Source organism: Sutcliffiella halmapala, assembly GCF_002019665.1.
Lineage (GTDB): Bacteria > Bacillota > Bacilli > Bacillales > Bacillaceae_I > Sutcliffiella_A > Sutcliffiella_A halmapala.
In genome coordinates, this window is sequence record NZ_KV917375.1 from 2,471,130 (window position 1) to 2,494,315 (window position 23,186).

Sequence of the window (23,186 nt, forward strand, 5' to 3'; positions counted from 1 at the left end):
GAAAAATCTCCGCTTATTTTGATTTCGTTGGTTACTCAAATGAGGATAAGACTTTTATTTAAAAGGAAGTGAGGCGGGTTTTTTAAAGTTTGTTTTAATTTTTAAATTTTTCCATTTTAAAAAAATCCAAAAGAACCTCATATAGTCTCGTTAGGGTGAACCGAAAAAGCACTTTTGAATAGAACCATTATTTGGAGTTTAAAGCATAAGTTTGGAACCAAAGCCAATTTCAAACGTAAGTAATGTTAAAGATTTAGGATTAGGAGGCATAAGTATGAAGCAGCTTTATATAAAGCAGAAGTTATTAAGTCTTAGAGGGAAGTTTACAGTAAAAGATCAGCAAGAGAAGGATATATATTACGTAGAGGGAAGTTTTATGCAAGTTCCAAAGACTTTCTCCATTATGAATACAACAAGAGATAAAGTAGCACTCATTACGAAAAAGGTATTCAGCTTTCTACCTAAGTTTTTTGTTGAGGTGAATGGTCGGGAGGTATTAACAATAAAGAAGGAATTTTCCTTTTTAAAAGCACGATATACAATTGATGCGGCAGGAATTGAAGTACATGGAAACTGGTGGGATATGAATTTTCAAGTTTTACAGCATGGTAAAATCGTCGGTAAAGTGAGCAAGGAGTGGTTCACTTGGGGAGATAGCTACAAGGTTCAAATAATAGATGAAGAGATGGAAACCATTATTATTGCACTCGTTGTTGCAATCGATTGTGTGAAGGCTGATCAAGCAGCTGCTACCTCAGCAGCGCCGAATTAAATTAGAAGTGTAAAGTTAAAAAGCTGACAGTTTTAAAATATCACTGTTTGGTGCCGAGAACCTTATCATAAAAAATGAAAAGGTCATTTGTTACAAAAGTTTTCAATTCGTTCTTCAACAAACAGGCGCTATCCTGGAACAAGGATAGCGCCTGTTTGTAGTTCAACTGAAAAATCAAAGTACCCGTAAAAATAAGTTTGGTCTTACATTTGTGAAAAAATACAAAGCTTGAGGTGTTTTATAATTTTAGTTCTGATGGGAGATGATATAGAAAATACAATAATTTAATAGGTGATAGTAGTATGAAAAAGGTTGACGGGAAAAATATATACCCTAGTGAAGTACAAAAAAACATGTTAAAAAAACTCAAAGATATGGATGATTTTAATTCTATAGAATTTGACCATAATGGAATTCTATTTTCCGTTATGTACCTAGAAACTATTGTAGATCTAAGCTCTTTAAACGAATATTTTTTTAATAAAATTGCTAATTTAAATAATTCTGATGTCTTGTCTATCATCTCTTCCGTTGATTCAGAAGAAATAGACACACCAGAGTTATTGACGAAAAAAATTGTAAATGGAAAATTCGGTGTACATATTCATGGAATGGATAGTTTTTTTTCTTTGAATTTACCAAGTAAATTAAATGGAAATCGATCCATTCAGGAGCCCGAAAACGAGGCAATAATTCGAGGAGCACATGACGGATTTATAGAAGATTTACATACAAATATTTTACTTATTCGAAAAAGAATCCGGCATGAGGATTTAAAAGTGAAATATACGTTTACTGGAAGAATATCTGAAACAAAAGGAGCACTGCTTTATATAGATGGAATTGCTAACCCATCCATTATTAAGGAGATTGAAAGACGTTTATCATTCATAGATATAGATATGGTCATTGACCCTGGATTTATAGAAGAATTTATTGAAGATGATTCTTTTTCTATATTTCCTCAAACGTTAAACACGGAACGGCCAGACAAAGTTATGAGTTCTTTAATGGAAGGTAAAGTAATTCATTTAAGTAGTGATTCACCGACAGCACTAATCATTCCTTCCACCTTTAATTCCTTTTTCCAATCACCTGATGATTACAGTAGTCGATGGATTTCAGGAACATTCATTCGATTATTAAGATTTATGGCTATGATTTTGGCTATAAACCTCCCAGCTGTATATATTGCCATTAGCGCATTTCATTTTGAAGTGATACCACATGAGCTCTTATTACCATTAAAAGGTTCTGTAGAAGGAATACCATATCCACCTTTAATTGAAGCACTGATCATGGAGGTAACATTTGAATTAGTGAGAGAGGCTGGTATTCGATTGCCTAAACCGATTGGTCAAACTATTGGAATAGTTGGTGGATTAGTTATCGGTGACGCAGTTGTCAATGCTGGTATCGTTTCCAATATTATGATTGTAGTAGTAGCAATAACTGCTATTTCATCCTTTGTTGTTCCGAATAATGAAATGAGTACGACAATCAGATTACTTAGATTTCCTTTAATGATTTTAGCTTCTCTATTTGGATTTATTGGACTTATTTTTGGCCAAATATTTATCTTAGTAAAGTTAACTCAACAAGAATCCTTTGGTGTTCCTTATTTTACACCATTTGCTCCTCTGAATATTTCTGAATTAAAAGATTCGATTATTCGAGCACCTCTTTGGTTATTAAATAGAAGGCCTCTTGATGCAAAACCACAAAATATAAAAAGACAAAAAAAACATACTAGAGATTGGAAAAAACAAGATGAATACTAATAAGATTTCTAAACATCAATTGTTTTTTTTGATAATTCAATCACAAGTAGGAATTGGCATTTTAGGCTTACCTTACCAAGTATTTCAAAAATCTAAAACGGATGGATGGATATCAATACTTATTGCTGGAGCCTTAATACAAGTCATTATGTTTATCTATATTTATCTATTCAAACTGAACAAAAACCAATTGTTTTTCAATATCATTGTTAAATACTTTGGTAAATGGATAGGTAAATGTGTCGTGGTTTTATATTTTATTTATTTTTTTGGTATTTCTGCCTTAATTTCTATGCTCTTTGTTGAAATTATTGATATCTGGATTCTACCCGTAACGCCTAATTGGATAGTGGGGATTATGTTTGTATACCTTGCGTTAATGTTAGGTAGCGATTCAATTAGAACCATAGCGAGATTTAATGTTTTAATATCTCCATTACTTATCTTAATAATTGTCATGCCAGCCCTTGCGTTAAAAGAAGCTCACATCTTGTATCTCTTACCTATTGGTCAGTCCGGCATAAAAAATATAATATTAGGATCGAAAGACGCACTTCTTGCAATGCTTGGTTTTGAAATACTCCTATTTATCCTTCCTATTTCCATGGGGAGTATGAACAAGAAAGCCTTCATTCTCATGTTATCCAATCTTATTTTAACAAGCAGTTATTGTATTTTAGTCCTGATAACGTATATGTATTTTAGCCCTGATGAAATTAAAATAGTTCCACAACCATTACTATACGTTCTCAGATCTTTTTCATTTAAAATTATTGAGAGAGTGGATTTGATTTTTTTAACGATTTGGGTAATGATCGTCTATACTTCACTAGTTAATTATTTTTATTTAATGATGAACGCAGGGAAATACCTTATACCTAAAAAAAAATATCATCGAAGTTTATCTGTTTTTCTGGGATTTTCCTTAGTCCTAGTGGATTATTTAATCGACGATAATAGTTTTAAATTAGCTAAAATTGCTGAACATATAACAAACACTAGCTTTATTTTTTTCTTTGTTATTCCGACTCTTTTGTTCATTATTTCTTTAGTAGTATTCTTATTTAATAAGGGGAAATCCAATGAAAAAAATCTTTAAATTGATGTTAGTAATAATTCCAATCTTCTTTATTTCTGGCTGTTGGGATCAAATGTTAGTGAAGGATGCTAGGCTTATTTTAGCAGCAGGATTTGATAGGGTGAATCGTGAAGATTTATTATTAAGTATAAATACTCCTATTCTATCCAGCAAATCGGAGAATCAAGCAGAAACAGCTGAGTATATCTATGCAACGGGATTTTCACCAAGGGAAGCCAGGTCCAATATTGATCTAAAAGTTGGGCAAAAACTCGATACATCTAAAATCCGTGTCTTAACAATTAGTTCCGAGCTAGCTAAAAAAGATATATACCCCTTATTAGATGTCTTTTATCGAGATCCTAGAGCAGCTTTAAACGCAAAAATAGCAATAGTAGAAGGGAAATCATTTAATATTTTAAAAAATCCGTTGGTTTCAAATAGGTTAATTAGTCAAGTGCTTATGGATCTGCTTACATCTGCTGAGGATAACACTTCCATTATTACTGAAGATATTCAATCGATATGTGCAGAAATGTTTGAAGAAGGAGCAGATTTTCTAATCCCTTATCTAATCCAACTACCTGAAAATAATGAAGTAAAAGTTGGTGGAATGGCCATGTTCCACAATAGCTCCTATACTGGGCAATATATATCTCCTGATGAGTCTAGAATTTTGCTTCTACTAAAAAATAAAGCAGGTTCTAATATCCCATTTTCGAAAAAAATAACAATTAACGAGAAAGAAACCTTTGTCTCTTACAGAGTGAAGATACACAAAAGTAAGATAAATGTGAAACTCGAGGATAATATAATAAAAGTCCCTTTGGAACTTTCAATAGAAGTAACGATAGACGAATTTCCAGATGATCACTTAAGCGAAGATTCGAAGATTAAAGAATTAAATCGTATTTTAACAGAGCTTTTACAGCAAGATACTATACAGGTATTGAATAAAATTCAGAAATCTAAGTGCGATGCTCTTGAAATCGGGAGAAGGGTAAAAGCATTCCATTATGATTATTGGAAAAATATTAAATGGGAAAATGAATACCAAAATGTTCAGTTCCAGCCAACAGTGAAAGTTGAAGTTGTTCAAAGTGGTGTAATAAATTAAAGCAATTGAGAATCTATATTTTTAGCAGTTTCGCTGTCTTCACATAGGTTTTTAACTTTTTCTAATAGGAGTAGAATTAGGAAAATGAGGGTATTCAAGGGTGAAGGAATTCTACTAGTAAAAAGCCCAATTCTCTGCAAGTTAAATTAGAGAAATCGGGCTTTTTAGTCACTTCATTTTTATGTGGTTTGAATAGTGTGATACATTTGTGATTAGAAATTTAATGTAATGTATATTTAGAGAATTTCAGAAAAAAACAAGTCAAAAATCTTGCAAAAAGAAAGGTGAGGATATTTCCAATAAAGAGATGAAAATAATTTGTGTTTTTATACATTTCAAATAACCCAAATCTTACTAAAATAGAATCAAATATAAATGCTAAGATAAACGCCGTAATTATCGCGTATAAGTAGTAGTTTTTCTTTTTATTTAAAGTCCACTGGTATACAAGCATAAAAGACACAGGAACTAAAGATGAATCTAAAGAAAAACTGGGCATAAACGGGAAAATTTGATACGGAAACCCCCAAAGTCCTTTATTAATCCCGTAAAGATCTAGATACGCAAAGGCAATATGAATACTATAGCCATAAAAACAAATAACGAAGAGTTTATCTTTATCAATGTTGAGTATAAGAATGATTAATGGAATAACTAATATAGCAACCATAATCCAAAATTGTATTGTGGAAAAATTAGAATATTCTTTCCAATACTCAGTTAGATACCTGGTTGATTCCTCTCTTAAGTGAACAAAGTCAATAAACTTTTCAACACGATTATCCACGAAATTCACCTCCTAATTCTTAAGATGTCCCTATATAAGGAAATTATCACCTTATATGAAATGAAAGAAATGAATATGTTCATTTTAATTTAAATCATTGTCTTCGTGCTCATACAAGGGTTCCACTGAAAAGTTTTTAGTATTTATAATGGTTAGTTATGGACTGGTAAAAGCTATGGCATATAGCTTTTACCAGTCTTTCTTTTACAAAAGCATGCTTGAAATTTATATATAAGTATTTTATTATATAAAAGAATTATTATATAAGTGTTTTATTATATACCGTGCTATTAGGAGGTGCTAACGTGAAAAGATCAACCGTGGAAATAGAAAATGCAGCTTCACTATTAAAATTACTTGGAGATAAGACACGACTAACCATGGTGAAAATTCTTGATTCACATGATTGTTGTGTGTGTGAGTTTGTCGCGATTTTTAAAACGAGTCAACCAGCTATTAGTCAACATGTACGTAAATTAAAAGATGTGGGAATTGTTCGAGAAACACGAAGAGGTCAATGGATTATTTATTCGCTTAATAAACAAAGTGATTTTTACCCATTGATTCAAGAGTTACTGGAGCATCTCCCTAATCAAGATTTTAAATTAAAAGAATTGGAAGAACAGGGATTACGCATCTCCTGTGATCAATAGGGGGAACCGTGTGTGACACAAATCATCGTAGCTTCATTTATTTTTTTACTCACGCTTGTGCTCGTAATTTGGCAACCTAAAGGGTTATCCATTGGGTGGTCTGCTTGTGGCGGTGCCATTCTTGCCTTACTTGTGGGAGTAGTTGATTTTCATGATGTCCTAGATGTAACCTCCATTGTTTGGAACGCTACCTTAACTTTTATCGCTATTATTATTATCTCTTTAATCCTTGATGAAATAGGATTCTTTGAGTGGGCAGCGCTACATATGGCTAGAGCTGCAAAAGGGAATGGCGTTCGTATGTTTATCTACGTATCCATCCTTGGTGCGTTAGTAGCTGCATTTTTTGCAAATGATGGTGCAGCACTCATCTTAACACCAATCGTACTAGCGATGGTACGCAATTTAAAATTCGAAGAAAAAATGATTTTTCCATTCATTATCGCAAGTGGATTTATCGCAGATACTACCTCCTTACCTTTAGTAGTCAGTAACTTAGTAAACATTGTTTCAGCTGATTTTTTTGGGATTGGATTTGTGGAATTTGCTTCAAGAATGATTATTCCGAATTTCTTTGCTTTAGGAGCTAGTATTTTGGTTTTATATTTATATTTTCGAAAAGATTTGCCAGGAAACTACAACCTAACGAATCTGAAACAACCTGCGGAAGCCATTCGCGATGCCAAAATGTTTCGTTTATCTTGGTATGTGTTGGGTGTCCTGCTTATCGGATATTTTGCAAGTGAGTTTATCGGAGTACCCGTTTCCTTTATTGCAGGTGTGATTGCGATCTTCTTTTTAATCATGGCGAGAAGAAGCCCTGCCGTAAATACGAAAACTGTTGTGAAAGGGGCACCATGGGCAATCGTATTTTTCTCTATTGGAATGTATGTGGTGGTATACGGATTAAGAAATGTTGGACTTACCAATGTTTTGACCGACGTTATACAAGTAACGGCAGATCAAGGGTTGTTTGTAGCCACGCTTGGGATGGGATTCATTGCGGCTATTCTATCATCCGTGATGAATAATATGCCAACGGTGATGATTGATGCTCTAGCGATAGCCGACACGAATACTAGCGGAGTTACTCGTGAAGCACTTATTTATGCAAATGTGATTGGGTCTGATTTAGGTCCGAAAATCACTCCAATTGGTTCTCTAGCGACTTTACTCTGGTTACATGTTTTATCCCTAAAAGGAGTAAAGATTTCGTGGGGTACTTACTTTAAAGTGGGAGTTATTTTAACCATCCCAACTTTGTTTATTACACTAGTTGGTTTATATATTTGGTTACTTGTTATTTATTAATTTAACTATAAAGGAGAAATCAACATGTCTAAAAGAACGATTTACTTTTTATGTACAGGAAATTCTTGTAGAAGTCAAATGGCAGAGGGCTGGGCAAAAGAACATTTAGATGAGGAGTGGGAGGTTAAAAGTGCTGGGTTAGAAGCACACGGTTTAAATCCTAATGCGGTAAAGGCAATGAAAGAAGCTGGAATTGATATTTCCAATCAAACATCCGATACTATCGATCCTGATATCCTCCATCGAGCGGATTTAGTCGTAACGCTTTGTGGACATGCAGCAGATCATTGTCCTGTTACTCCTCCACATATCAAACGTGTGCATTGGGGATTTGATGACCCAGCCAAAGCAGAAGGAACGGATGAAGAGAAATGGGGATTTTTCCAAAGAGTTCGTGATGAAATTGGGACTAGAATTCTGCATTTTGCTAAAACGGGAGAATAAAAAATAATCATGAAAGAATAGCCCCATTTAACTAGTGAAAGGAGCAATTGGAATGGAGGATCAAGCAATAAGCACAAAAAAAGCAAAAACTTCATTACGATCGTTATTCGAAATATTCATTATTTCAACCAGGTTAGGATTAACATCATTTGGAGGGCCAATCGCACATTTAGGATATTTCCACGAGGAATATGTCCGTAGAAGAAAATGGGTGGATGAAAAAAGTTATGCAGATTTAGTGGCTTTAGCTCAATTTCTTCCTGGTCCTGCAAGTAGCCAAGTAGGCATTGGAATTGGCGTAATGCGAGGGGGAGTGATAGGAGGAATTGTCTCCTTTCTAGGATTTACTCTCCCGTCTGTTATCGCACTTATTATATTCGCTTTAATTATGCAAGGATTTAATGTAGGGACGACTGGATGGATTCATGGACTTAAATTAGTTGCAGTAGCGATTGTTGCTCATGCAATTATAGGAATGGCAAAGAATTTAACTCCTGATTTAAAACGTAAGGCAATTGCTTTATTTGCCTTAATTGTCACTTTGTTATGGCAAACCGTATTCACACAAGTAGGTATTATTTTATTGTCAGCTTTTATTGGTTATCTTATTTACAAACATCACAGTGATACTCATCAATCCAATATTCACTTTCCAATATCCCGAAGATTGGCCATTATTTGCTTATCATTATTTTTCGGGTTACTTATCTTTTTACCTATTTTAAGAGAGGCAACATCGATTCAATGGATTGCTATTTTTGATAGTTTTTATCGTTCTGGTTCTCTAGTATTTGGTGGAGGACATGTCGTTTTACCATTACTTGAACGTGAATTTATTCCAACAGGATGGGTAAGTGAAGAAGCATTTCTTGCCGGATATGGGGCTACACAAGCAGTTCCTGGGCCATTATTTACATTCGCTGCTTACTTAGGAACAGTTATGAATGGTTGGACAGGCGGTATACTAGCAACAGTTGCTATCTTTTTACCTGCATTTCTCTTAATTCTTGGTGCACTTCCGTTTTGGAACCATTTACGTCGTAATCCAAAAGTTAAGGGAGCTTTAATGGGTGTAAACGCAGCCGTAGTGGGAATATTAATTGCTGCCTTTTACCAACCTATTTGGACAAGTGCAATTCTAGGGCCAGTTGATTTTGCATTTGCTGCAATTTTGTTCAGTATGTTAGTTTATTGGAAGCTACCACCATGGGTTATTGTTGTAACAGGTGCAATCGGAGGGACATTACTAACATTGCTTTAATTAAAATTAATTAAAATCTAGCTTAAAAGAACATCAGATTACCTGGGTTCTTTTTTTATTCCCTCATTTACCTAACTTTAAATGGAGAAATAAGTTTTTATTTTCCTAATAATCTCATTAAACATATGAAAAAATTATCCAAGATGTAAGTGTAAATTACTCATGCCTATTTTTATAAATCTCCAATCAGAATTGCTATTGATAATATGAGTTATTAGCTTATTCAACAAACGGGCCAGATTGTGTAATAAGAAATATTTTTATTGCTCCTATTTAATTATGATACTATTTATATAAATAAAGATTATTTTATGTTCAAATAAAGAATTTTTTTTAAGTGAGGATAACCATGAATATATTTTTAGATACTACTATTACCTTTTCAGACCCATTTTTCAAAAGGAATTATAACCGAAATTTATTAAAGTTGGCTAGAGATTATAAAGACTTAACCTTTTATATGTCTTAAATTGTATATAAAGAAACCAAAAGACATTTAAAAAAAATGTTAAAGAGAATTTAGAAAACCTAAATAAAGCACAAAGCAAATTACAGAATTATAAAAGGGGCTATTTCGAAACAGGTGTGGATGCTAGAGCAGAGATAGAACAAAATGCGAAGGGCTTATTGAAGGACTTTGAAACGTTTTATACAGAGTTACAAGAGGAAGGTTTATTACATATCTTATCTTGTCCTGTCCTGATAACATTTTACCTGACCTTATAGATAGAGCCGTAAATCGAATAAAGCCATTTAAAGAGAACAAATCTGAGTTCCGAGATGCAGCAACATGGTTAACTTATGTGAAATACACCGAACAAAATGATTTGTCTGATTGTTATTTTATTACTGAGAATGTATCAGATTTTTTCGATGATAAAAAAGTAAATATACACACAGATTTACTCAAGGACTCAACCAAGTTCAAGCCTTTTTTTACCTTAATGAAACTTGCACAAGAAGACGGAAAAATACAACTAAATATAAAAGAAAAACAAGAAAAAGAACAAAGAATACAAGAATGGATTGACGAAAATAATATTGATGAGAACTTTGTTCTAGGATATTTTAAAGAATCTAGTTTCAATGGACTGTTTAACCAAATATACTCTCTAAGTTCTGACTATATCTCTTCATTGAATCGTATTAACTTAGATGGTATGAACTATAATGGTGAACCAAATCTTGATGGTATAGATATAACGGAAATTCAGGACTTTAACATAGAAATTATAGCAGAGGAAATTATTGTTTCAGGGGAATTGATTATAGAGGCTAACTGTATAATTCAAGAAGTATACAAATTTGATGATGAAACAATTTATGACGGCATACCATTTTCATTAGGAATAATACAACCATTTTCCTTTACACTCGAAAAGAACAAATCTAGGATAAATTTACAATTTGAAGAGATTGGTATATTTAGAAAAGCAAGGGTAGATCCAACAATACATTTCTAATCGATTTTCTACGATCGGGGCGCTATCCAGGAACAGCGCTAATTCTTTATTTTAGGGTCAGGTTCTGGAAAAAAACATTGATTTAATTTGATATTTAGAATATTATAAAATAAATAGGAGATATTTGGAAGGAGTCTTATACTTTATGCCAACATACTTGTAATGGTCTTATATAAAAGCATATAAATGCCCTTTTTTCAACCAAGGGAGTAGTATGTCTTTTTTTCCATTACAAGGAACGCGAACGCTAAGTATAATTTTTCTTTATACTGCAGAGCTGCCTTTGGGGAGCTCTATTTTTTTACCATCCTTTCTCCTATTACTCATATGCGTTCTTTGAATGAAATTATTTTATTAACTATCTACTATGTTCATTTGGAGGTAAATCTATGAGTATTATGCAGTTAACAAGTTCGAATCATGAAGAAATTATCAGACTATTTAGTAGCGACATTGAAAACTACTACTTTCTTATAAATGATTTAATTGTCAATAATTATCAAGGTGATCATTTCAAAGTATATGGAGAATATGAAAACGGAGAACTAGTATCTATATTACTAAATAATTTTAACAATATTACTTATTATTCTCATTCAGATCGGGAGGTAGAGATTTATAAAGAAATTTTAAGCAATTTATCTTTCAGTAAACTATCTGGCCCAAGTAAATTAATGCTAAAGTTTAAACCTTATATTAATTTGCAAAATGATGCTATATCTCATATGGGTGTAGTGAAGAACGTAACGGTTAAAAGAATGTACCCAGATTTAGAGATGAAAATTGTTCAATCTGATGAAGAGATTGGAATGCAATATGATTTATTTTTAACAACTGATGAGTTCCACGGTAGTCTTCCAAAGGATAGAGACGATTATATTAAAATGGAAAGTGAAAGACTGAAAAACACTACTGACCGAACTGCATTTTTAAGTATAGATAATGTCATGGTTTCATCTGTTGCTACTATTAGAGAAGGTGATAAAAGTGCCATTATAATAGGTGTTTATACAAATCCAAAATATCGTGGTAAGGGATATGGAACAGAAGTACTAACTGGCTTGTTTAATATGTTATTGAGCGAAGGGAAATATCCATATTTATTTTATAACAATCCAGTTGCTCGAAGTGTCTACAAAAATCTAGGCATGACTGAAGTTTGTGAATGGCGTGTATTAGCGGTATAGATTATTTATTCTGATGTTTAGGAAACAAATGGCATATGACAAGAGAATTTAAATATTGGAGAAAGCATTAAAAGGTTTTGAATACAAAGTAAATAAAGATAGGATCAACACTCAAATAAATAGATACTTGAAGACAAGAAGAAAATCACTTAATAAGGATAATGAAAGGATAAATACAATGACCGATAAGATTATTATTTGGATTGGAGAAAATATCTGGGCTGTCTCGTTATTCTCTTTAATAATAGGAGCATATCTCAACACATTTCTCACAAAAAATAAAGAAGTCTTGATGAAGGTTGCTGATAAAAAAGGACAATATTATGCTGATTATATCAGTGCTTTGTTGGAATTCAGTAAACCAGTTCACCAAAGGATGAGAGAAAATGATGAGATCAATAGGAACTACTACTATTTGAAAAACTTGGTGATATTATATGGTTCAAGCAAGGTGATTGAAAATCTTGCAAAGTGTGAAACAGATGGGATTGATATCAAGACAAAAGAAGGGAAAGCAAATTATCTAAATTTGATTGACTCCATGAAGGAAGATATTGAAAATCCAAAGATAATAAAATCATGGTGGAATAGAAAATTTGGTTCAGTAGAGCGTAAAGAGAATATCAATAATATATTGTTTGATTTCAAACAAAACGATTGAAAATGGAGGTTTTATATGGAATTTATAGACGTAAAAAAATATCTTCAAGTTGGGGTATTAAAGTTAATAATTATATGAAGTTTTCGGAGCGGGCAACTCTAATAATCAGTAATGATAAAGAGAAATAAATTATAAAGAGAAAGGAAAATTTAGAACAGTTTAATAGCGAATTAAAACTTATTAATGACTTAAGAAACAATAATTTTTCAACTCAATTTCCTTTAAGAACTAATTATGGAGGTTTTAGTGTTCCTTACAAAGGTTCAAATTACTCAATATATAATTATCTTGATGGTTTTACCTTTAAGGCAGAAGAGATTCTGAACAATCATATAATACCAAGGCTTCTTGGAGAAACCATTGCGGACCTAAATAAAATCATGAAATCTGCTGATTTTCTAACCGAATACCCAAATAAAGATTTATATAAAATGGTATATGGTTTTGCAGTAAATGAAATTCGCAAAGTAGATCATTCTAATGAACTATATTCTATTTATGAAGATTTGGAACAGGATGTAAAAAAGATAGTGAATATGCTTCCAAAGCAGTTAATTCATAGGGACGCTCATATTCATAATATTATATTTAATAACAACCATCTTTCTGGTGTAATTGATTATGAAATAGTAGAAATTAATGTTAACATATTTGATCTTTGTTATTGCTCCACGAGTGTTTTATGTGAAGTATTTACTAAAGAGGAATTAAGAGGAAAGTGGTTTAACTATGTTGGAAATTTAGTAACTGGATATAATCAAGTTAATCCCTTATCGGCTAATGAAAAAGAGTCTATCTGGTATGTAATGCTTTGTATCCAAACTATTTTCATGGGCTATTTTTCTAGTAACAAAGACATATATAAAATCAATAAAGCAATGTTCCAATGGATTTATGAAAATAGAAATCAAATAGAAGATAAAGTTCTACTTACCGTGAATTAAAGGTAGCGCTTAGGTACCTTTATAAACTAATTAAAGTAACGGGTGCGTTTGTTCAAGCATTAAGTAATTTTAGATTAAATAGTTATTCCATTAAAGGGCGCATTTGTTGTAAAAAATATAAGGTCATATAATATAGTTAGTGACTATATTATATGACCTTTATTTGTTATTTATTAACAAAATAAAAATGAATGCAAGGAGGAATGAAAATGGCAGAGCATCATTTTCATTTAAAGGCGCATTGGCCTGGACTACGTAATGATGTAGGGAAAATCGAAGCCGATCATTTAGTGACAAAAATCTCTATACCAAAAGAAATGAACGGTCCCGGTATTGGTACAAATCCTGACGAAATGCTCCTTGGGGCAGCAGCAACATGTTATATTATTACACTAGCTGCGATGATGGAACGTAGTCAGATAGAGAAAGAAGGATTAACGATGGAATCAGAAGCAATTGTTGATGTGACAGATGGTGTATTTACATATAAAAAAATTATCCATCGACCAGAAATAGTATTGAAACAAAATGCTTCCGATCGAGACAAAAAGGTGGCACAAAAGATTGCGGAAAAAGCTGAAAAATCTTGTATGATTAGCCGTGCAATTCAAGGCAATGTGGATATTCAATCAGAAGTAACTATTAAAACTGCTTAATTGTACATTCAAATGAATTTGTGGAAAGCCCCAACTTCATTGTGATTTTATTAAGGTATATCAGTCAATGAGAGCTATAGTTTATTTAAGAATATGGCGCATTTCTGTAATGAGAAATGTGTCTTTCCTTATTTAATCGTAATGATTATAACTAATATAACTTATTGTGGGGATTTTTAGATTATTAAATAATTGGTATTAAGTAATTGGAAAGAAAAATAGAATAAGATCCAAAAAATTTAAAAGTAATAGGGGATTTAATATGTACAAATCTATCATTGATTCGGAAAGTTATCTTGCGATTTTGGAACCAAGACACGCAAAAGAATTATATCAATTAATAGATGAAAGTCGTGATAGTATAGGTGAATGGCTTTCTTTTCCTTCAAAAACAAACAAAATTGAGGATTCAGTTACTTTCATAGAAAAGTCTCTAAAGAGATTATCACAAAATAACGGGTATTGGGCTGGGATATGGCATAATGGAAGAATTGCCGGATCTATAGGTTTTTTATATGTAGATTGGAGTGCCAAAAAGACAGAAATAGGTTATTGGTTAGGTGATAACTATAAAGGTAAAGGCCTGGCGATAAAATCAGTAAAGCATTTTATAGAACATGCTTTTAATGATCTGAATTTAAAAAAGGTTGAAATAAATGTTGCGAGTAACAATATAAAAAGCAGGGCAATACCTAAACGAATAGGGTTAAGAGAAGAAGGAATAGTTCGAAATTATGAATTTTTAAACGGTGAATACCACGATAGGGTTATTTACGGGCTACTAAAAGAAGAGTGGCGTTCTAAGAGTATTTAATCCACTTTTCTTCCATTATAGGCGCGATTCTGAAACAAAAAAGCATCAGAATTATTCATCTTATAGTTGGAAAAATAATATTTGAGGTGAATTATATGAAGAAAATCTTGTTGGCTTTTGCTTTCTTAATTCTCTTTGGTTCTTTACCAACAAATATTGGTCAGGCTGCGGTACACCCTAGTGGTAAAATCAAGAAGGAAATATATGCTTCTTCAGACGAACTCTTGGTAGATGTGCTGAATCCTTATATTACAAAGGTAGTTCGCAAAGAATGTGGAAAGCATGTAAGTTGGACTTTTGAGAGAGTCCAGAATCTAAATTTGATTGTTGACCATACTGGTTCAAAGTCGAAAAGATGGTATGAGGTAAGCATTATGATCAATACAACAAATACAGAAAATGAAGAAAATGTCTGGGGAATTGATGTTGTTACATTTAATATAGATCCGAAAACATACTTCGGTTCCTCTGAATTAGAGAGGGAAAATCTCGATGATGTAGTTATTGAGTTAGTCGAATATTTACATCTTCACGATCATAAATCAGAAAAGAACCTTTAGTAGTGCCAGAGCTGTCATAATGACAGCTTATTTTTATTTAGTATGTATAACATCAAAGAGCTTTAAAGTGTTCTTAAGTGATCGGGCGCTTATCTGGAACAAGGTAAGCTTCGTTTTTATGTGAAAATATATATTGAGTAATTGGTCGATATTTGAAATAATTGGTATTAAGCAATAGTGTAGGATTATTGAACAAGTTTTATGAACTTTAGTGGTAGCTTTATAACAACTAATTAAGGAGGGATAGAATATGAGAAATAACTTTCAAATCGTAGCGTTACAAGAGAAGGAGTTTCATAACCTATTTCTAATGAATGAAGAAGTATTAAAAAGTATCGGGGCAGTCAAAATAATAGCAAAAAACAATCCTGGATATCCTTGCAGGATAAGTTTGAAGGATGCAGAGGTAGGCGAAGAGGTAATCTTAATGAATTACCAATATCATAGTGTTAATTCGCCTTATAAAGCAAGTGGTCCTATATTTATACGAAAGGGGGCAACTACCGCTCAGCTAGATGTAAATGAAATTCCGCATATGTTACATCATAGGTATCTATCTGTACGCGGCTACAATGCTGACTCAATGATTGTAGAAGCAAGGGTTACAGAAGGTGTAAATTTAAGAGAAAATATAGATGAAATTTTTGATAATAAAGAAGTAGAATATATTCACATTCTTAACGCAAAACCAGGATGCTATAACTGCCTTGTTAATAGAGTGTGAAAAAAATGAAATGCAAACTTCTATTTATAATTTACCATATGATAATTGGGTCTAATAAGAGCTTAGTAGATCCGCTTCTTCAGCAATTTGGGAGCAATTGCTAAATAAACGCTTGCGTCCATATAATAAAATCGGGCCATATTGAGAATATTGTGTTGGTGACAAGAAAACAGAATGAGTAATGAGGGGGGATACTTATGAAAACTCACTATTATTTAGGTTGGTTTAGCAACTTTTTTCCAGAGAATCTGGGCAGGGTTTTACAGGAGGATATAACTGATAGAAAATCGCTTGTTATGATTAGCTCGAATCCATTTTTTTATGAAAATGATGGTGCTACTGAACGTTCGTGGCTTGACCAGGCAGGCATTATGTTTGATGAATATCATTTAATTAATTATCGCGTACAGAAGGAAGATGCACAAACGTTAATTCAAAATGCTTCAGTCATTTTCTTGTTGGGTGGAAGTATTCTTAAACAAAAAGATTTTTTGATGGAATATGAATTGTCGGATTTGATTAAAAAAAGCAGAGCCGTTGTTATGGGAGCAAGCGCTGGTGCGATCAATATGTCCGCTAAATGGTTGTGCTCGAAAAACTTTGGAGATGAAACAAGCTCTGTTTACGACGGAATTGGCCTTGACGATATTTCCGTCCTGTCTCACTTTGATCTTGAAAATAACATTGCGCTGGTTCAAAGTGAACTGTCTCCCTTATCGGAAGAAATGAATATTTATGCGTCGAACAAAGATTGCGCTGTACGTACCAAGGGAGACAAAATCGACATTATTGGCAATGTATATTTAATTTCCCGCTCAAAGATTCAGAAATTGGATGAGACGCTCTAGTTGTGGTGAATGGGTATGGCTTAATTGTATTAATTTCTTTATACAAAGCTTCTATTCTAAATTTAGTGAAGGAGAACTACGCAAGATAGGATTGTTTCTTCGTTATACAGAAAGCATAGATGTGCAGAACGGTCTTCAGCAATCGGGTGCGATTCTTGAACAAGAATCAAGTCTATATTTAATAAAATAATGACACAAAAGTTGCCTACTAAAATGTTATCTAAACATTAGAGATTTGATGATTCTGTAAAGGGAGAAGAAACAGAGGAAGAAATATTAGTAGGTACTTTGTTGACACAAAAGTAAGCACTTTTGTGTCAACCGTCATCAGTCAGGGATGTGAGAATACATTTTTTTATTTTTCAAATATTCTAGTTTACATAATATATATTATAGGAAGTTAAACGGAATACTGTTTTCGTGTATCAAATACCAAGTATACTATGGATAGTGAGACAGAAACTAAAAAAACACTATAATTGCTATTTATATTTATGTTCGAATTAAACTCCCATTCAATATGCAATTTTGTTACTTGATCTTTAGTTTTAAGAAACTCACCAATATTAATTTTATGTGTCTACTGTAATCTTAGAAATCCAGATAAAACTTATCTTGATTTATTTAATTATTCGTATCTCAAACTACAATTACTTTACTCCTCTATTAGAAAACGACTTTAGTTTACATAATTAATTTATGAGTGACTTAGTATGCCTCAAAACAAAAACCCGATATGTTCGGGCTTTCGATTAATGATATTCATGCTTAGGTTTAATTAATTCCTTTATGACATCTTTCACAGAAACTACTTCTGCAAATTCTTTATGTAAGGATGTTAAAGCAAGCCTGTGCACCTCTTCTGCTTCAAAGTGGATTCCATCATACGAAACTGAGTTAAAGCATGCTGTTGCATCATGACAAACGAATGTTCGATACCCTAGATTTCCTGCCATTCTTGCAGTAGTTGACACACAATGATTCGTTGTAAGCCCTACTATTACTAATGTTTCAAAGCCATTATTTTTTAAATAGGAGTCTAGCTCTGTTCCGATGAAAGAACTGTTTACTTTTTTCCTAATTAAGTACTCATCTTCCTGGGGTTCGAACCCCTTCTTTTGGGAAAATCCTGGATGTGAAGGATGTAATGTTGATTGAGGGTTTTGTGAAACATGTTGCACGTGGATTATTGGGTATTCATGCTTTCTCCAGCTACTCAACAGTTGTAGCATTTTTTCTTCTGCATTAGGGTTATTTCTAGTCCCCCAAGATGGATCATTAAATCCCTTTTGAACATCAATTACAATCAATACTGGTTTCATATTCCTACCCCTCTTCTTTGTTTTTCTTCTTGTCTATTCTATTAATTTGCAAGAGGTTTTATGTTGTTAGACTACTAAGATTGTATTGTTGATCCAAACACCTCAATGTTGTCCCTACTCCCTTTACAATAACATATTTTAGAGTGCGCAAATAGTTATCAAGAAAACATCAACCACATACGAGGATCAATTTCACTTTAGACGTGAGTTTTTTGTTAATAAGGGAAATATAAAGCAGGATTTCTAGATTAATAACAGAATTATAGCAAATGAAAGAATTGATATTATTTAGGTAATGTAATTTTAATTAATAGTTCGAATAAAAATACGGCCTGGAATGAATCTCCAAGCCGTTTTATTTATGGTTAATTTTAATAACGATTTTACTTTGTAGGTCCTTTATTCTCTACCCACATCTCGATAACGTCTCCAGCCTCTTGTTGATCAATGACAAAGGATCCATTGGAGTATCTGTCATTATTTCGATAGAGATTGGCTTCTACGGTTTCGACTGTACCTTTTTCTGATTGTAAATAGATCAGACTGTCATGTTGGACCAAATCTACTGCTGCGATTTTATGAGGATTATTCTTTACTTCACGTAGCATTACTAACCCACGTTTAGCTCGTGAAGTTTTATCAAATTCAGTGATTTTTAGTTTTTTTACTGCACCACGATGTGTCGCAATAAATAATGAAATCTTAACGTCCTTTTCAAAAACTAATCCATTTACCACCGTATCATCGTCTTTTAAGTTAATCCCTTTTACTCCGGCTGCACGTGCCCCTACCACATTAATTTCTTCTTCTGTGAACCATAAACCATAGCCATTTCTCGTTGCTAGAAACACATCTTGTTGGCCATCTGTCATGTGAATATTTACAAGTTGATCGTCACCCTTAAGGTTAATCGCCATTAAAGGTTTAGAATATCTTTGTGCTTTATACTGCGAGAGCTCCGTTTTCTTGACCATTCCATTTTTCGTAAAGAATAATAAGAACTTTGCCTCTTCAAAATTACTAACTGGAATCGCCTTTAATATAAACTCATCTCGATCAATACTTATTATATTTGCTACATGCTGCCCCATATCCTTCCAACGAATATCTGGAAGCTCATGAACAGGGAGATATAGATAATTTCCTTTATTGGTAAACAACAATAATGTGTCTGTTGTATTGATGTCAAGTTTAGAAATGACTCGATCTGTTTCCTTCATACCAAAATCCTGCCCATTAGAAGCAGAATAAGAGCGCAGACTTGTTCTCTTTACATAGCCATCTTTCGTAACGGTAACAATGACGTCTTCTGAAGGAATCATAACTTCTAAGTTGATTTTGAGCTCTTCTATTTCTTGCTCAATTTTTGATTTTCGCTCATTAGTATAGAGCTTCTTCACTCTTTTAAGATCTGTTTTTATAACAGAGAACAATTTCTTTTCACTTGAAAGAATCGCTTCTAAGTCGAAAATTTTCTTTGCCAATTCTGCAGCTTCTTGTTGAAGTGCAGTGATATCGGTATTCGTTAAACGGTATAACTGTAAAGAAACAATCGCTTCGGCTTGTGGTTCTGTAAAAGTATACTTTGCAATTAAGTTATCTTTTGCATCCTTTTTGTCTTTGGAAGCACGGATAGTAGCAATTACCTCATCTAAAATAGAGAGTGCTTTCATTAAACCTTCGACTACATGCTCGCGTTCTTTTGCTTTCGCTAATTCAAAACGGGAGCGATTGGAGATTACTTCTTTTTGGTGGGCAATGTATGCGTCTAAAAAGTGCGGTAATCCCATCAAAGTGGGTCTCTTGTTATAAATCGCAACCATATTAAAGTTGAATGGAATTTGCAAGTCTGTATTCTTATACAAATAATTTAAAATACCAGATGCATCTGCCTCTTTTTTCAATTCGATGACAACACGTAATCCTGTACGGTCTGTTTCATCACGCACTTCGGAAATACCATCTACCTTTTTATCGTAACGGAGCTCATCAATTTTTTTCACAAGGTTTGCTTTATTTACTTCATATGGAACTTCCGTAATAACGATTTGTTGCTTTCCACCACGAATATCTTCCACTTCAGCTTTTCCACGAATGATAATTTTCCCTTTACCAGTCTCATAGGCTTTCTTAATACCTTCAACCCCTTGAATAATACCACCTGTCGGGAAATCAGGTCCTTTGACAATGGTCATTAAATCATCCACTGTACTGTTTGGGTTGTCGATACGCATAATGGTTGCGTCTATTACTTCGCCAAGATGATGTGGAGGGATATCGGTTGCATAACCAGCTGAGATACCTGTTGATCCGTTCACCAGAAGATTCGGGTACATTGCAGGCAAAACTGTCGGTTCTTTGCTAGTATCATCAAAGTTAGGAATAAATTCTACTGTCTGTTTATCTAAATCACGTAGTAGTTCCGACGCTATTGGTGACAAACGAGCTTCTGTATAACGCATCGCAGCTGGCGGATCTCCATCAATACTACCGTTATTTCCGTGCATTTCGATTAACATGTTCCGTAATTTCCAGTCTTGGCTCATACGTACCATTGCATCGTAAACCGATGAATCTCCATGTGGGTGATAGTTACCGATTACGTTACCAACTGTTTTGGCCGATTTACGGAATGGTTTGTCTGCTAGATTTCCTTCCGCGTACATGGCATATAAAATACGACGTTGTACTGGCTTTAATCCGTCTCGTGCGTCCGGAAGTGCTCGCTCTTGTATAATATATTTACTATAACGTCCAAATCGGTCGCCTATAACATCCTCTAGGGGTAAGTCGTGAAATTTCTCTGTCTGTGTCATCTGTTATACCTCCTCTGCGACCAATAAATTATCATTTTCTAGTATATTAGGGTCTTCTTCTAGACCGAAAGCCACATTACTTTCAATCCATTTACGACGTGGTTCTACTTTATCTCCCATTAAGGTCGTAACGCGACGTTCCGCTCTTGCAGCATCGTCTATACGCACTCTAATAAGCGTTCTTGTCTCAGGGTTCATGGTTGTTTCCCACAGTTGATCCGCATTCATTTCTCCTAGACCTTTATAACGCTGAATGATATAACCACGTCCAATTTTTTGAATGGCGCCTTTCATTTCTTCATCGGACCATGCATATTCCAAAATTTCCTTTTTACCGGTCCCTTTACTAACTTTATATAGCGGTGGCAAGGCAATGAATATTTTTCCAGCTTCAATAAGAGGCTTCATATAACGATAAAAGAACGTCAGAAGAAGAACCTGGATATGTGCTCCATCCGTATCAGCATCTGTCATGATGATTACTTTGTCGTAATTGATATCGTCAACCGAAAAGTCTGGACCTACTCCACCACCAATTGCATGAATAATCGTGTTAATCTCTTCGTTTTTGAAGATATCCGCAAGCTTTGCCTTTTCTGTATTAATTACTTTACCACGTAGAGGCAAGACGGCTTGGAAACGACGATCCCGGCCTTGTTTTGCCGAACCACCTGCAGAGTCACCCTCTACTAAATAGATTTCATTTTTTTGTGGATTACGGGACTGAGCAGGTGTCAATTTCCCACTTAACATCGCGTCAGAACGTTTTCTTTTCTTGCCGCTACGTGCATCTTCACGCGCTTTTCTTGCCGCTTCACGTGCTTGAAAGGCTTTAATTGATTTTTTTACAAGCATGGAGCTTGTATCAGGGTTTTCCTCTAAAAAATACGCTAGATGTTCGGAAACAACAGAATCAACAGCAGAACGAGCCTCACTTGTTCCGAGCTTTCCTTTTGTTTGGCCTTCAAATTGTAAGAGCTCCTCTGGAATTCTTACAGAAATAATCGCCGATAATCCCTCACGAATATCAGATCCATCTAAGTTTTTATCTTTTTCTTTTAGTAAATTAACTTTTCTTGCATATTCGTTAAAAATTCGCGTCATCGCTGTTTTAGCACCTGATTCATGGGTACCGCCGTCTTTTGTACGCACATTGTTAACAAAAGAGAGAATTGTCTCAGAATAGCCGTCATTGAATTGGAATGCAAAGTCAACTTCCATTCCATTTTGAATTCCTTCAAAGGATACTACGTTGTGGAGTGAATCTTTCTCTTCATTCAAATAAGTAACAAAAGCCTCGATTCCGCTCTCATAGTGGAATACTTCTTTTACACCATTCCGTTCATCATTCAGCTCTATTTTTAACCCCTTTAATAAAAACGCTGACTCGCGTATACGTTCACAAAGAGTTTCAAAATTATATGTGGTCGTGCTAAATATCGTTGTATCTGGTTTAAAATGTATCGTCGTTCCTGATTGCTTTGTCGTTCCTATTTTCTCTAAGGTCGTAACTGGCTTTCCACCGTTCTCAAAACGCTGTTCAAATACATAACCATCACGTTTAATCGTTACGACAAGCCACTCTGACAAGGCATTAACTACGGATGCACCAACTCCATGCAAACCTCCACTTGTTTTATAGCCACCCTGTCCGAATTTTCCACCTGCATGTAATACCGTTAAAATAACTTCAGGGGTAGGTTTTCCCATTTTATGCATTCCGGTAGGCATTCCACGGCCTTTATCCTTCACACTTATACTATTATCTTTATGTATCGTCACAATGATATGATCGCCGAACCCGCCTAATGCTTCATCAACAGAGTTATCGAGGATCTCGTATACAAGATGATGAAGACCTCTAGAGTCCGTACTTCCAATATACATCCCAGGACGTTTTCGAACTGCTTCAAGACCTTCTAATACCTGTATCGCATCATCGTTATATTCAATCGTATTTTTTACCACAAAAAACATACCCCTTTCA

21 protein-coding genes are annotated in these 23,186 nt (G+C 33.9%); 17 read left to right on the forward strand and 4 right to left on the reverse strand.

Features of this window, described 5'->3' with window-relative positions; all coding sequences use genetic code 11:
• The first annotated feature begins 274 nt into the window (after positions 1 to 274).
• From BK580_RS12050 to BK580_RS12065, 4 genes are all read left to right on the forward strand, one after another.
• On the forward strand, positions 275 to 772 hold the full coding sequence (locus BK580_RS12050; RefSeq protein WP_078380563.1) for an LURP-one-related/scramblase family protein: 498 nt from the start codon (positions 275 to 277) through the stop codon (positions 770 to 772).
• A gap of 302 nt (positions 773 to 1,074) precedes the next feature.
• Complete coding sequence (locus BK580_RS12055; RefSeq protein ID WP_078380564.1) at positions 1,075 to 2,553, forward strand: spore germination protein; 1,479 nt, start codon at positions 1,075 to 1,077, stop codon at positions 2,551 to 2,553.
• Positions 2,543 to 3,652: a GerAB/ArcD/ProY family transporter gene (locus BK580_RS12060; protein WP_078380565.1), complete on the forward strand. Its 1,110-nt coding sequence runs from the start codon at positions 2,543 to 2,545 to the stop codon at positions 3,650 to 3,652. The genes BK580_RS12055 and BK580_RS12060 overlap by 11 nt, the downstream gene beginning before the upstream one ends.
• Positions 3,636 to 4,748 (forward strand): Ger(x)C family spore germination protein, encoded by a 1,113-nt coding sequence (locus BK580_RS12065; protein ID WP_078380566.1) that lies wholly within the window; start codon positions 3,636 to 3,638, stop codon positions 4,746 to 4,748. The genes BK580_RS12060 and BK580_RS12065 overlap by 17 nt, the downstream gene beginning before the upstream one ends.
• A gap of 220 nt (positions 4,749 to 4,968) precedes the next feature.
• Here BK580_RS12065 and BK580_RS12070 read toward each other — a convergent pair whose 3' ends face one another.
• On the reverse strand, positions 4,969 to 5,535 hold the full coding sequence (locus tag BK580_RS12070; protein ID WP_078380568.1) for a CBO0543 family protein: 567 nt from the start codon (positions 5,533 to 5,535) through the stop codon (positions 4,969 to 4,971).
• A gap of 305 nt (positions 5,536 to 5,840) precedes the next feature.
• On the opposite strand from BK580_RS12070, the gene BK580_RS12075 reads away from it, so the two are divergent.
• The 13 genes from BK580_RS12075 to BK580_RS12135 all read left to right on the forward strand — a co-directional run bounded on the left by BK580_RS12075 (position 5,841) and on the right by BK580_RS12135 (position 17,061).
• Positions 5,841 to 6,188, forward strand: coding sequence for an ArsR/SmtB family transcription factor (locus BK580_RS12075; protein ID WP_078380569.1), 348 nt, complete (start codon positions 5,841 to 5,843; stop codon positions 6,186 to 6,188).
• Between the two features lie 12 nt (positions 6,189 to 6,200).
• A complete protein-coding gene (locus BK580_RS12080; RefSeq protein ID WP_078380570.1) occupies positions 6,201 to 7,499 on the forward strand; it encodes an arsenic transporter in 1,299 nt (432 codons plus the stop codon).
• A gap of 24 nt (positions 7,500 to 7,523) precedes the next feature.
• Positions 7,524 to 7,943, forward strand: coding sequence for an arsenate reductase (thioredoxin) (gene arsC, locus BK580_RS12085; RefSeq protein ID WP_078380572.1), 420 nt, complete (start codon positions 7,524 to 7,526; stop codon positions 7,941 to 7,943).
• Between the two features lie 52 nt (positions 7,944 to 7,995).
• Positions 7,996 to 9,204: a chromate transporter gene (locus BK580_RS12090; RefSeq protein WP_211279027.1), complete on the forward strand. Its 1,209-nt coding sequence runs from the start codon at positions 7,996 to 7,998 to the stop codon at positions 9,202 to 9,204.
• Positions 9,205 to 9,893: 689 nt separating this feature from the next.
• On the forward strand, positions 9,894 to 10,667 hold the full coding sequence (locus BK580_RS12095; protein WP_078380573.1) for a PIN domain-containing protein: 774 nt from the start codon (positions 9,894 to 9,896) through the stop codon (positions 10,665 to 10,667).
• A 389-nt stretch (positions 10,668 to 11,056) separates the two neighbouring features.
• On the forward strand, positions 11,057 to 11,854 hold the full coding sequence (locus BK580_RS12100) for a GNAT family N-acetyltransferase (RefSeq protein WP_078380574.1): 798 nt from the start codon (positions 11,057 to 11,059) through the stop codon (positions 11,852 to 11,854).
• A 55-nt stretch (positions 11,855 to 11,909) separates the two neighbouring features.
• Positions 11,910 to 12,515: a hypothetical protein gene (locus tag BK580_RS12105; protein WP_078380575.1), complete on the forward strand. Its 606-nt coding sequence runs from the start codon at positions 11,910 to 11,912 to the stop codon at positions 12,513 to 12,515.
• Between the two features lie 131 nt (positions 12,516 to 12,646).
• On the forward strand, positions 12,647 to 13,459 hold the full coding sequence (locus BK580_RS12110; RefSeq protein WP_328589092.1) for a phosphotransferase enzyme family protein: 813 nt from the start codon (positions 12,647 to 12,649) through the stop codon (positions 13,457 to 13,459).
• Positions 13,460 to 13,668: 209 nt separating this feature from the next.
• The gene (locus BK580_RS12115; protein ID WP_078380579.1) at positions 13,669 to 14,115 is read left to right on the forward strand and encodes an OsmC family protein; all 447 of its coding nucleotides are present in this window, start codon (positions 13,669 to 13,671) and stop codon (positions 14,113 to 14,115) included.
• A gap of 262 nt (positions 14,116 to 14,377) precedes the next feature.
• Positions 14,378 to 14,929: a GNAT family N-acetyltransferase gene (locus BK580_RS12120; RefSeq protein ID WP_078380580.1), complete on the forward strand. Its 552-nt coding sequence runs from the start codon at positions 14,378 to 14,380 to the stop codon at positions 14,927 to 14,929.
• A gap of 95 nt (positions 14,930 to 15,024) precedes the next feature.
• Positions 15,025 to 15,489 (forward strand): DUF3888 domain-containing protein, encoded by a 465-nt coding sequence (locus BK580_RS12125; RefSeq protein ID WP_078380581.1) that lies wholly within the window; start codon positions 15,025 to 15,027, stop codon positions 15,487 to 15,489.
• 250 nt (positions 15,490 to 15,739) lie between these two features.
• The gene (locus BK580_RS12130; RefSeq protein WP_078380582.1) at positions 15,740 to 16,213 is read left to right on the forward strand and encodes a DUF1203 domain-containing protein; all 474 of its coding nucleotides are present in this window, start codon (positions 15,740 to 15,742) and stop codon (positions 16,211 to 16,213) included.
• A 197-nt stretch (positions 16,214 to 16,410) separates the two neighbouring features.
• Positions 16,411 to 17,061, forward strand: a complete 651-nt coding sequence (locus tag BK580_RS12135) for a Type 1 glutamine amidotransferase-like domain-containing protein (protein WP_078380584.1) — start codon at positions 16,411 to 16,413, stop codon at positions 17,059 to 17,061.
• Positions 17,062 to 17,813: 752 nt separating this feature from the next.
• Here the strand turns inward: BK580_RS12135 and BK580_RS12140 are convergent.
• The 3 genes from BK580_RS12140 to parE all read right to left on the reverse strand — a co-directional run bounded on the left by BK580_RS12140 (position 17,814) and on the right by parE (position 23,167).
• Positions 17,814 to 18,383 carry a cysteine hydrolase family protein gene (locus BK580_RS12140; protein WP_078380585.1) on the reverse strand — a complete coding sequence of 190 codons (570 nt, stop codon included), beginning with the start codon at positions 18,381 to 18,383 and terminating at the stop codon, positions 17,814 to 17,816.
• 383 nt (positions 18,384 to 18,766) lie between these two features.
• Positions 18,767 to 21,199 carry a DNA topoisomerase IV subunit A gene (gene parC / locus BK580_RS12145; protein WP_078380588.1) on the reverse strand — a complete coding sequence of 811 codons (2,433 nt, stop codon included), beginning with the start codon at positions 21,197 to 21,199 and terminating at the stop codon, positions 18,767 to 18,769.
• A gap of 3 nt (positions 21,200 to 21,202) precedes the next feature.
• Complete coding sequence (gene parE / locus BK580_RS12150; RefSeq protein WP_408055244.1) at positions 21,203 to 23,167, reverse strand: DNA topoisomerase IV subunit B; 1,965 nt, start codon at positions 23,165 to 23,167, stop codon at positions 21,203 to 21,205.
• Between the last annotated feature and the right edge of the window lie 19 nt (positions 23,168 to 23,186).

Bases quoted from the DNA above. Each gene is read 5' to 3' on its own strand.
- BK580_RS12050 (WP_078380563.1), top strand. From the start codon at position 275: ATGAAGCAGCTTTATATAAAGCAGAAGTTATTAAGTCTTAGAGGGAAG.
- BK580_RS12055 (WP_078380564.1), top strand. From the start codon at position 1,075: ATGAAAAAGGTTGACGGGAAAAATATATACCCTAGTGAAGTACAAAAA.
- BK580_RS12060 (WP_078380565.1), top strand. From the start codon at position 2,543: ATGAATACTAATAAGATTTCTAAACATCAATTGTTTTTTTTGATAATT.
- BK580_RS12065 (WP_078380566.1), top strand. From the start codon at position 3,636: ATGAAAAAAATCTTTAAATTGATGTTAGTAATAATTCCAATCTTCTTT.
- arsC (WP_078380572.1), top strand. From the start codon at position 7,524: ATGTCTAAAAGAACGATTTACTTTTTATGTACAGGAAATTCTTGTAGA.
- BK580_RS12090 (WP_211279027.1), top strand. From the start codon at position 7,996: ATGGAGGATCAAGCAATAAGCACAAAAAAAGCAAAAACTTCATTACGA.
- BK580_RS12100 (WP_078380574.1), top strand. From the start codon at position 11,057: ATGAGTATTATGCAGTTAACAAGTTCGAATCATGAAGAAATTATCAGA.
- BK580_RS12115 (WP_078380579.1), top strand. From the start codon at position 13,669: ATGGCAGAGCATCATTTTCATTTAAAGGCGCATTGGCCTGGACTACGT.
- BK580_RS12120 (WP_078380580.1), top strand. From the start codon at position 14,378: ATGTACAAATCTATCATTGATTCGGAAAGTTATCTTGCGATTTTGGAA.
- BK580_RS12125 (WP_078380581.1), top strand. From the start codon at position 15,025: ATGAAGAAAATCTTGTTGGCTTTTGCTTTCTTAATTCTCTTTGGTTCT.
- BK580_RS12130 (WP_078380582.1), top strand. From the start codon at position 15,740: ATGAGAAATAACTTTCAAATCGTAGCGTTACAAGAGAAGGAGTTTCAT.
- BK580_RS12135 (WP_078380584.1), top strand. From the start codon at position 16,411: ATGAAAACTCACTATTATTTAGGTTGGTTTAGCAACTTTTTTCCAGAG.
- BK580_RS12140 (WP_078380585.1), bottom strand. From the start codon at position 18,383: ATGAAACCAGTATTGATTGTAATTGATGTTCAAAAGGGATTTAATGAT.
- parC (WP_078380588.1), bottom strand. From the start codon at position 21,199: ATGACACAGACAGAGAAATTTCACGACTTACCCCTAGAGGATGTTATA.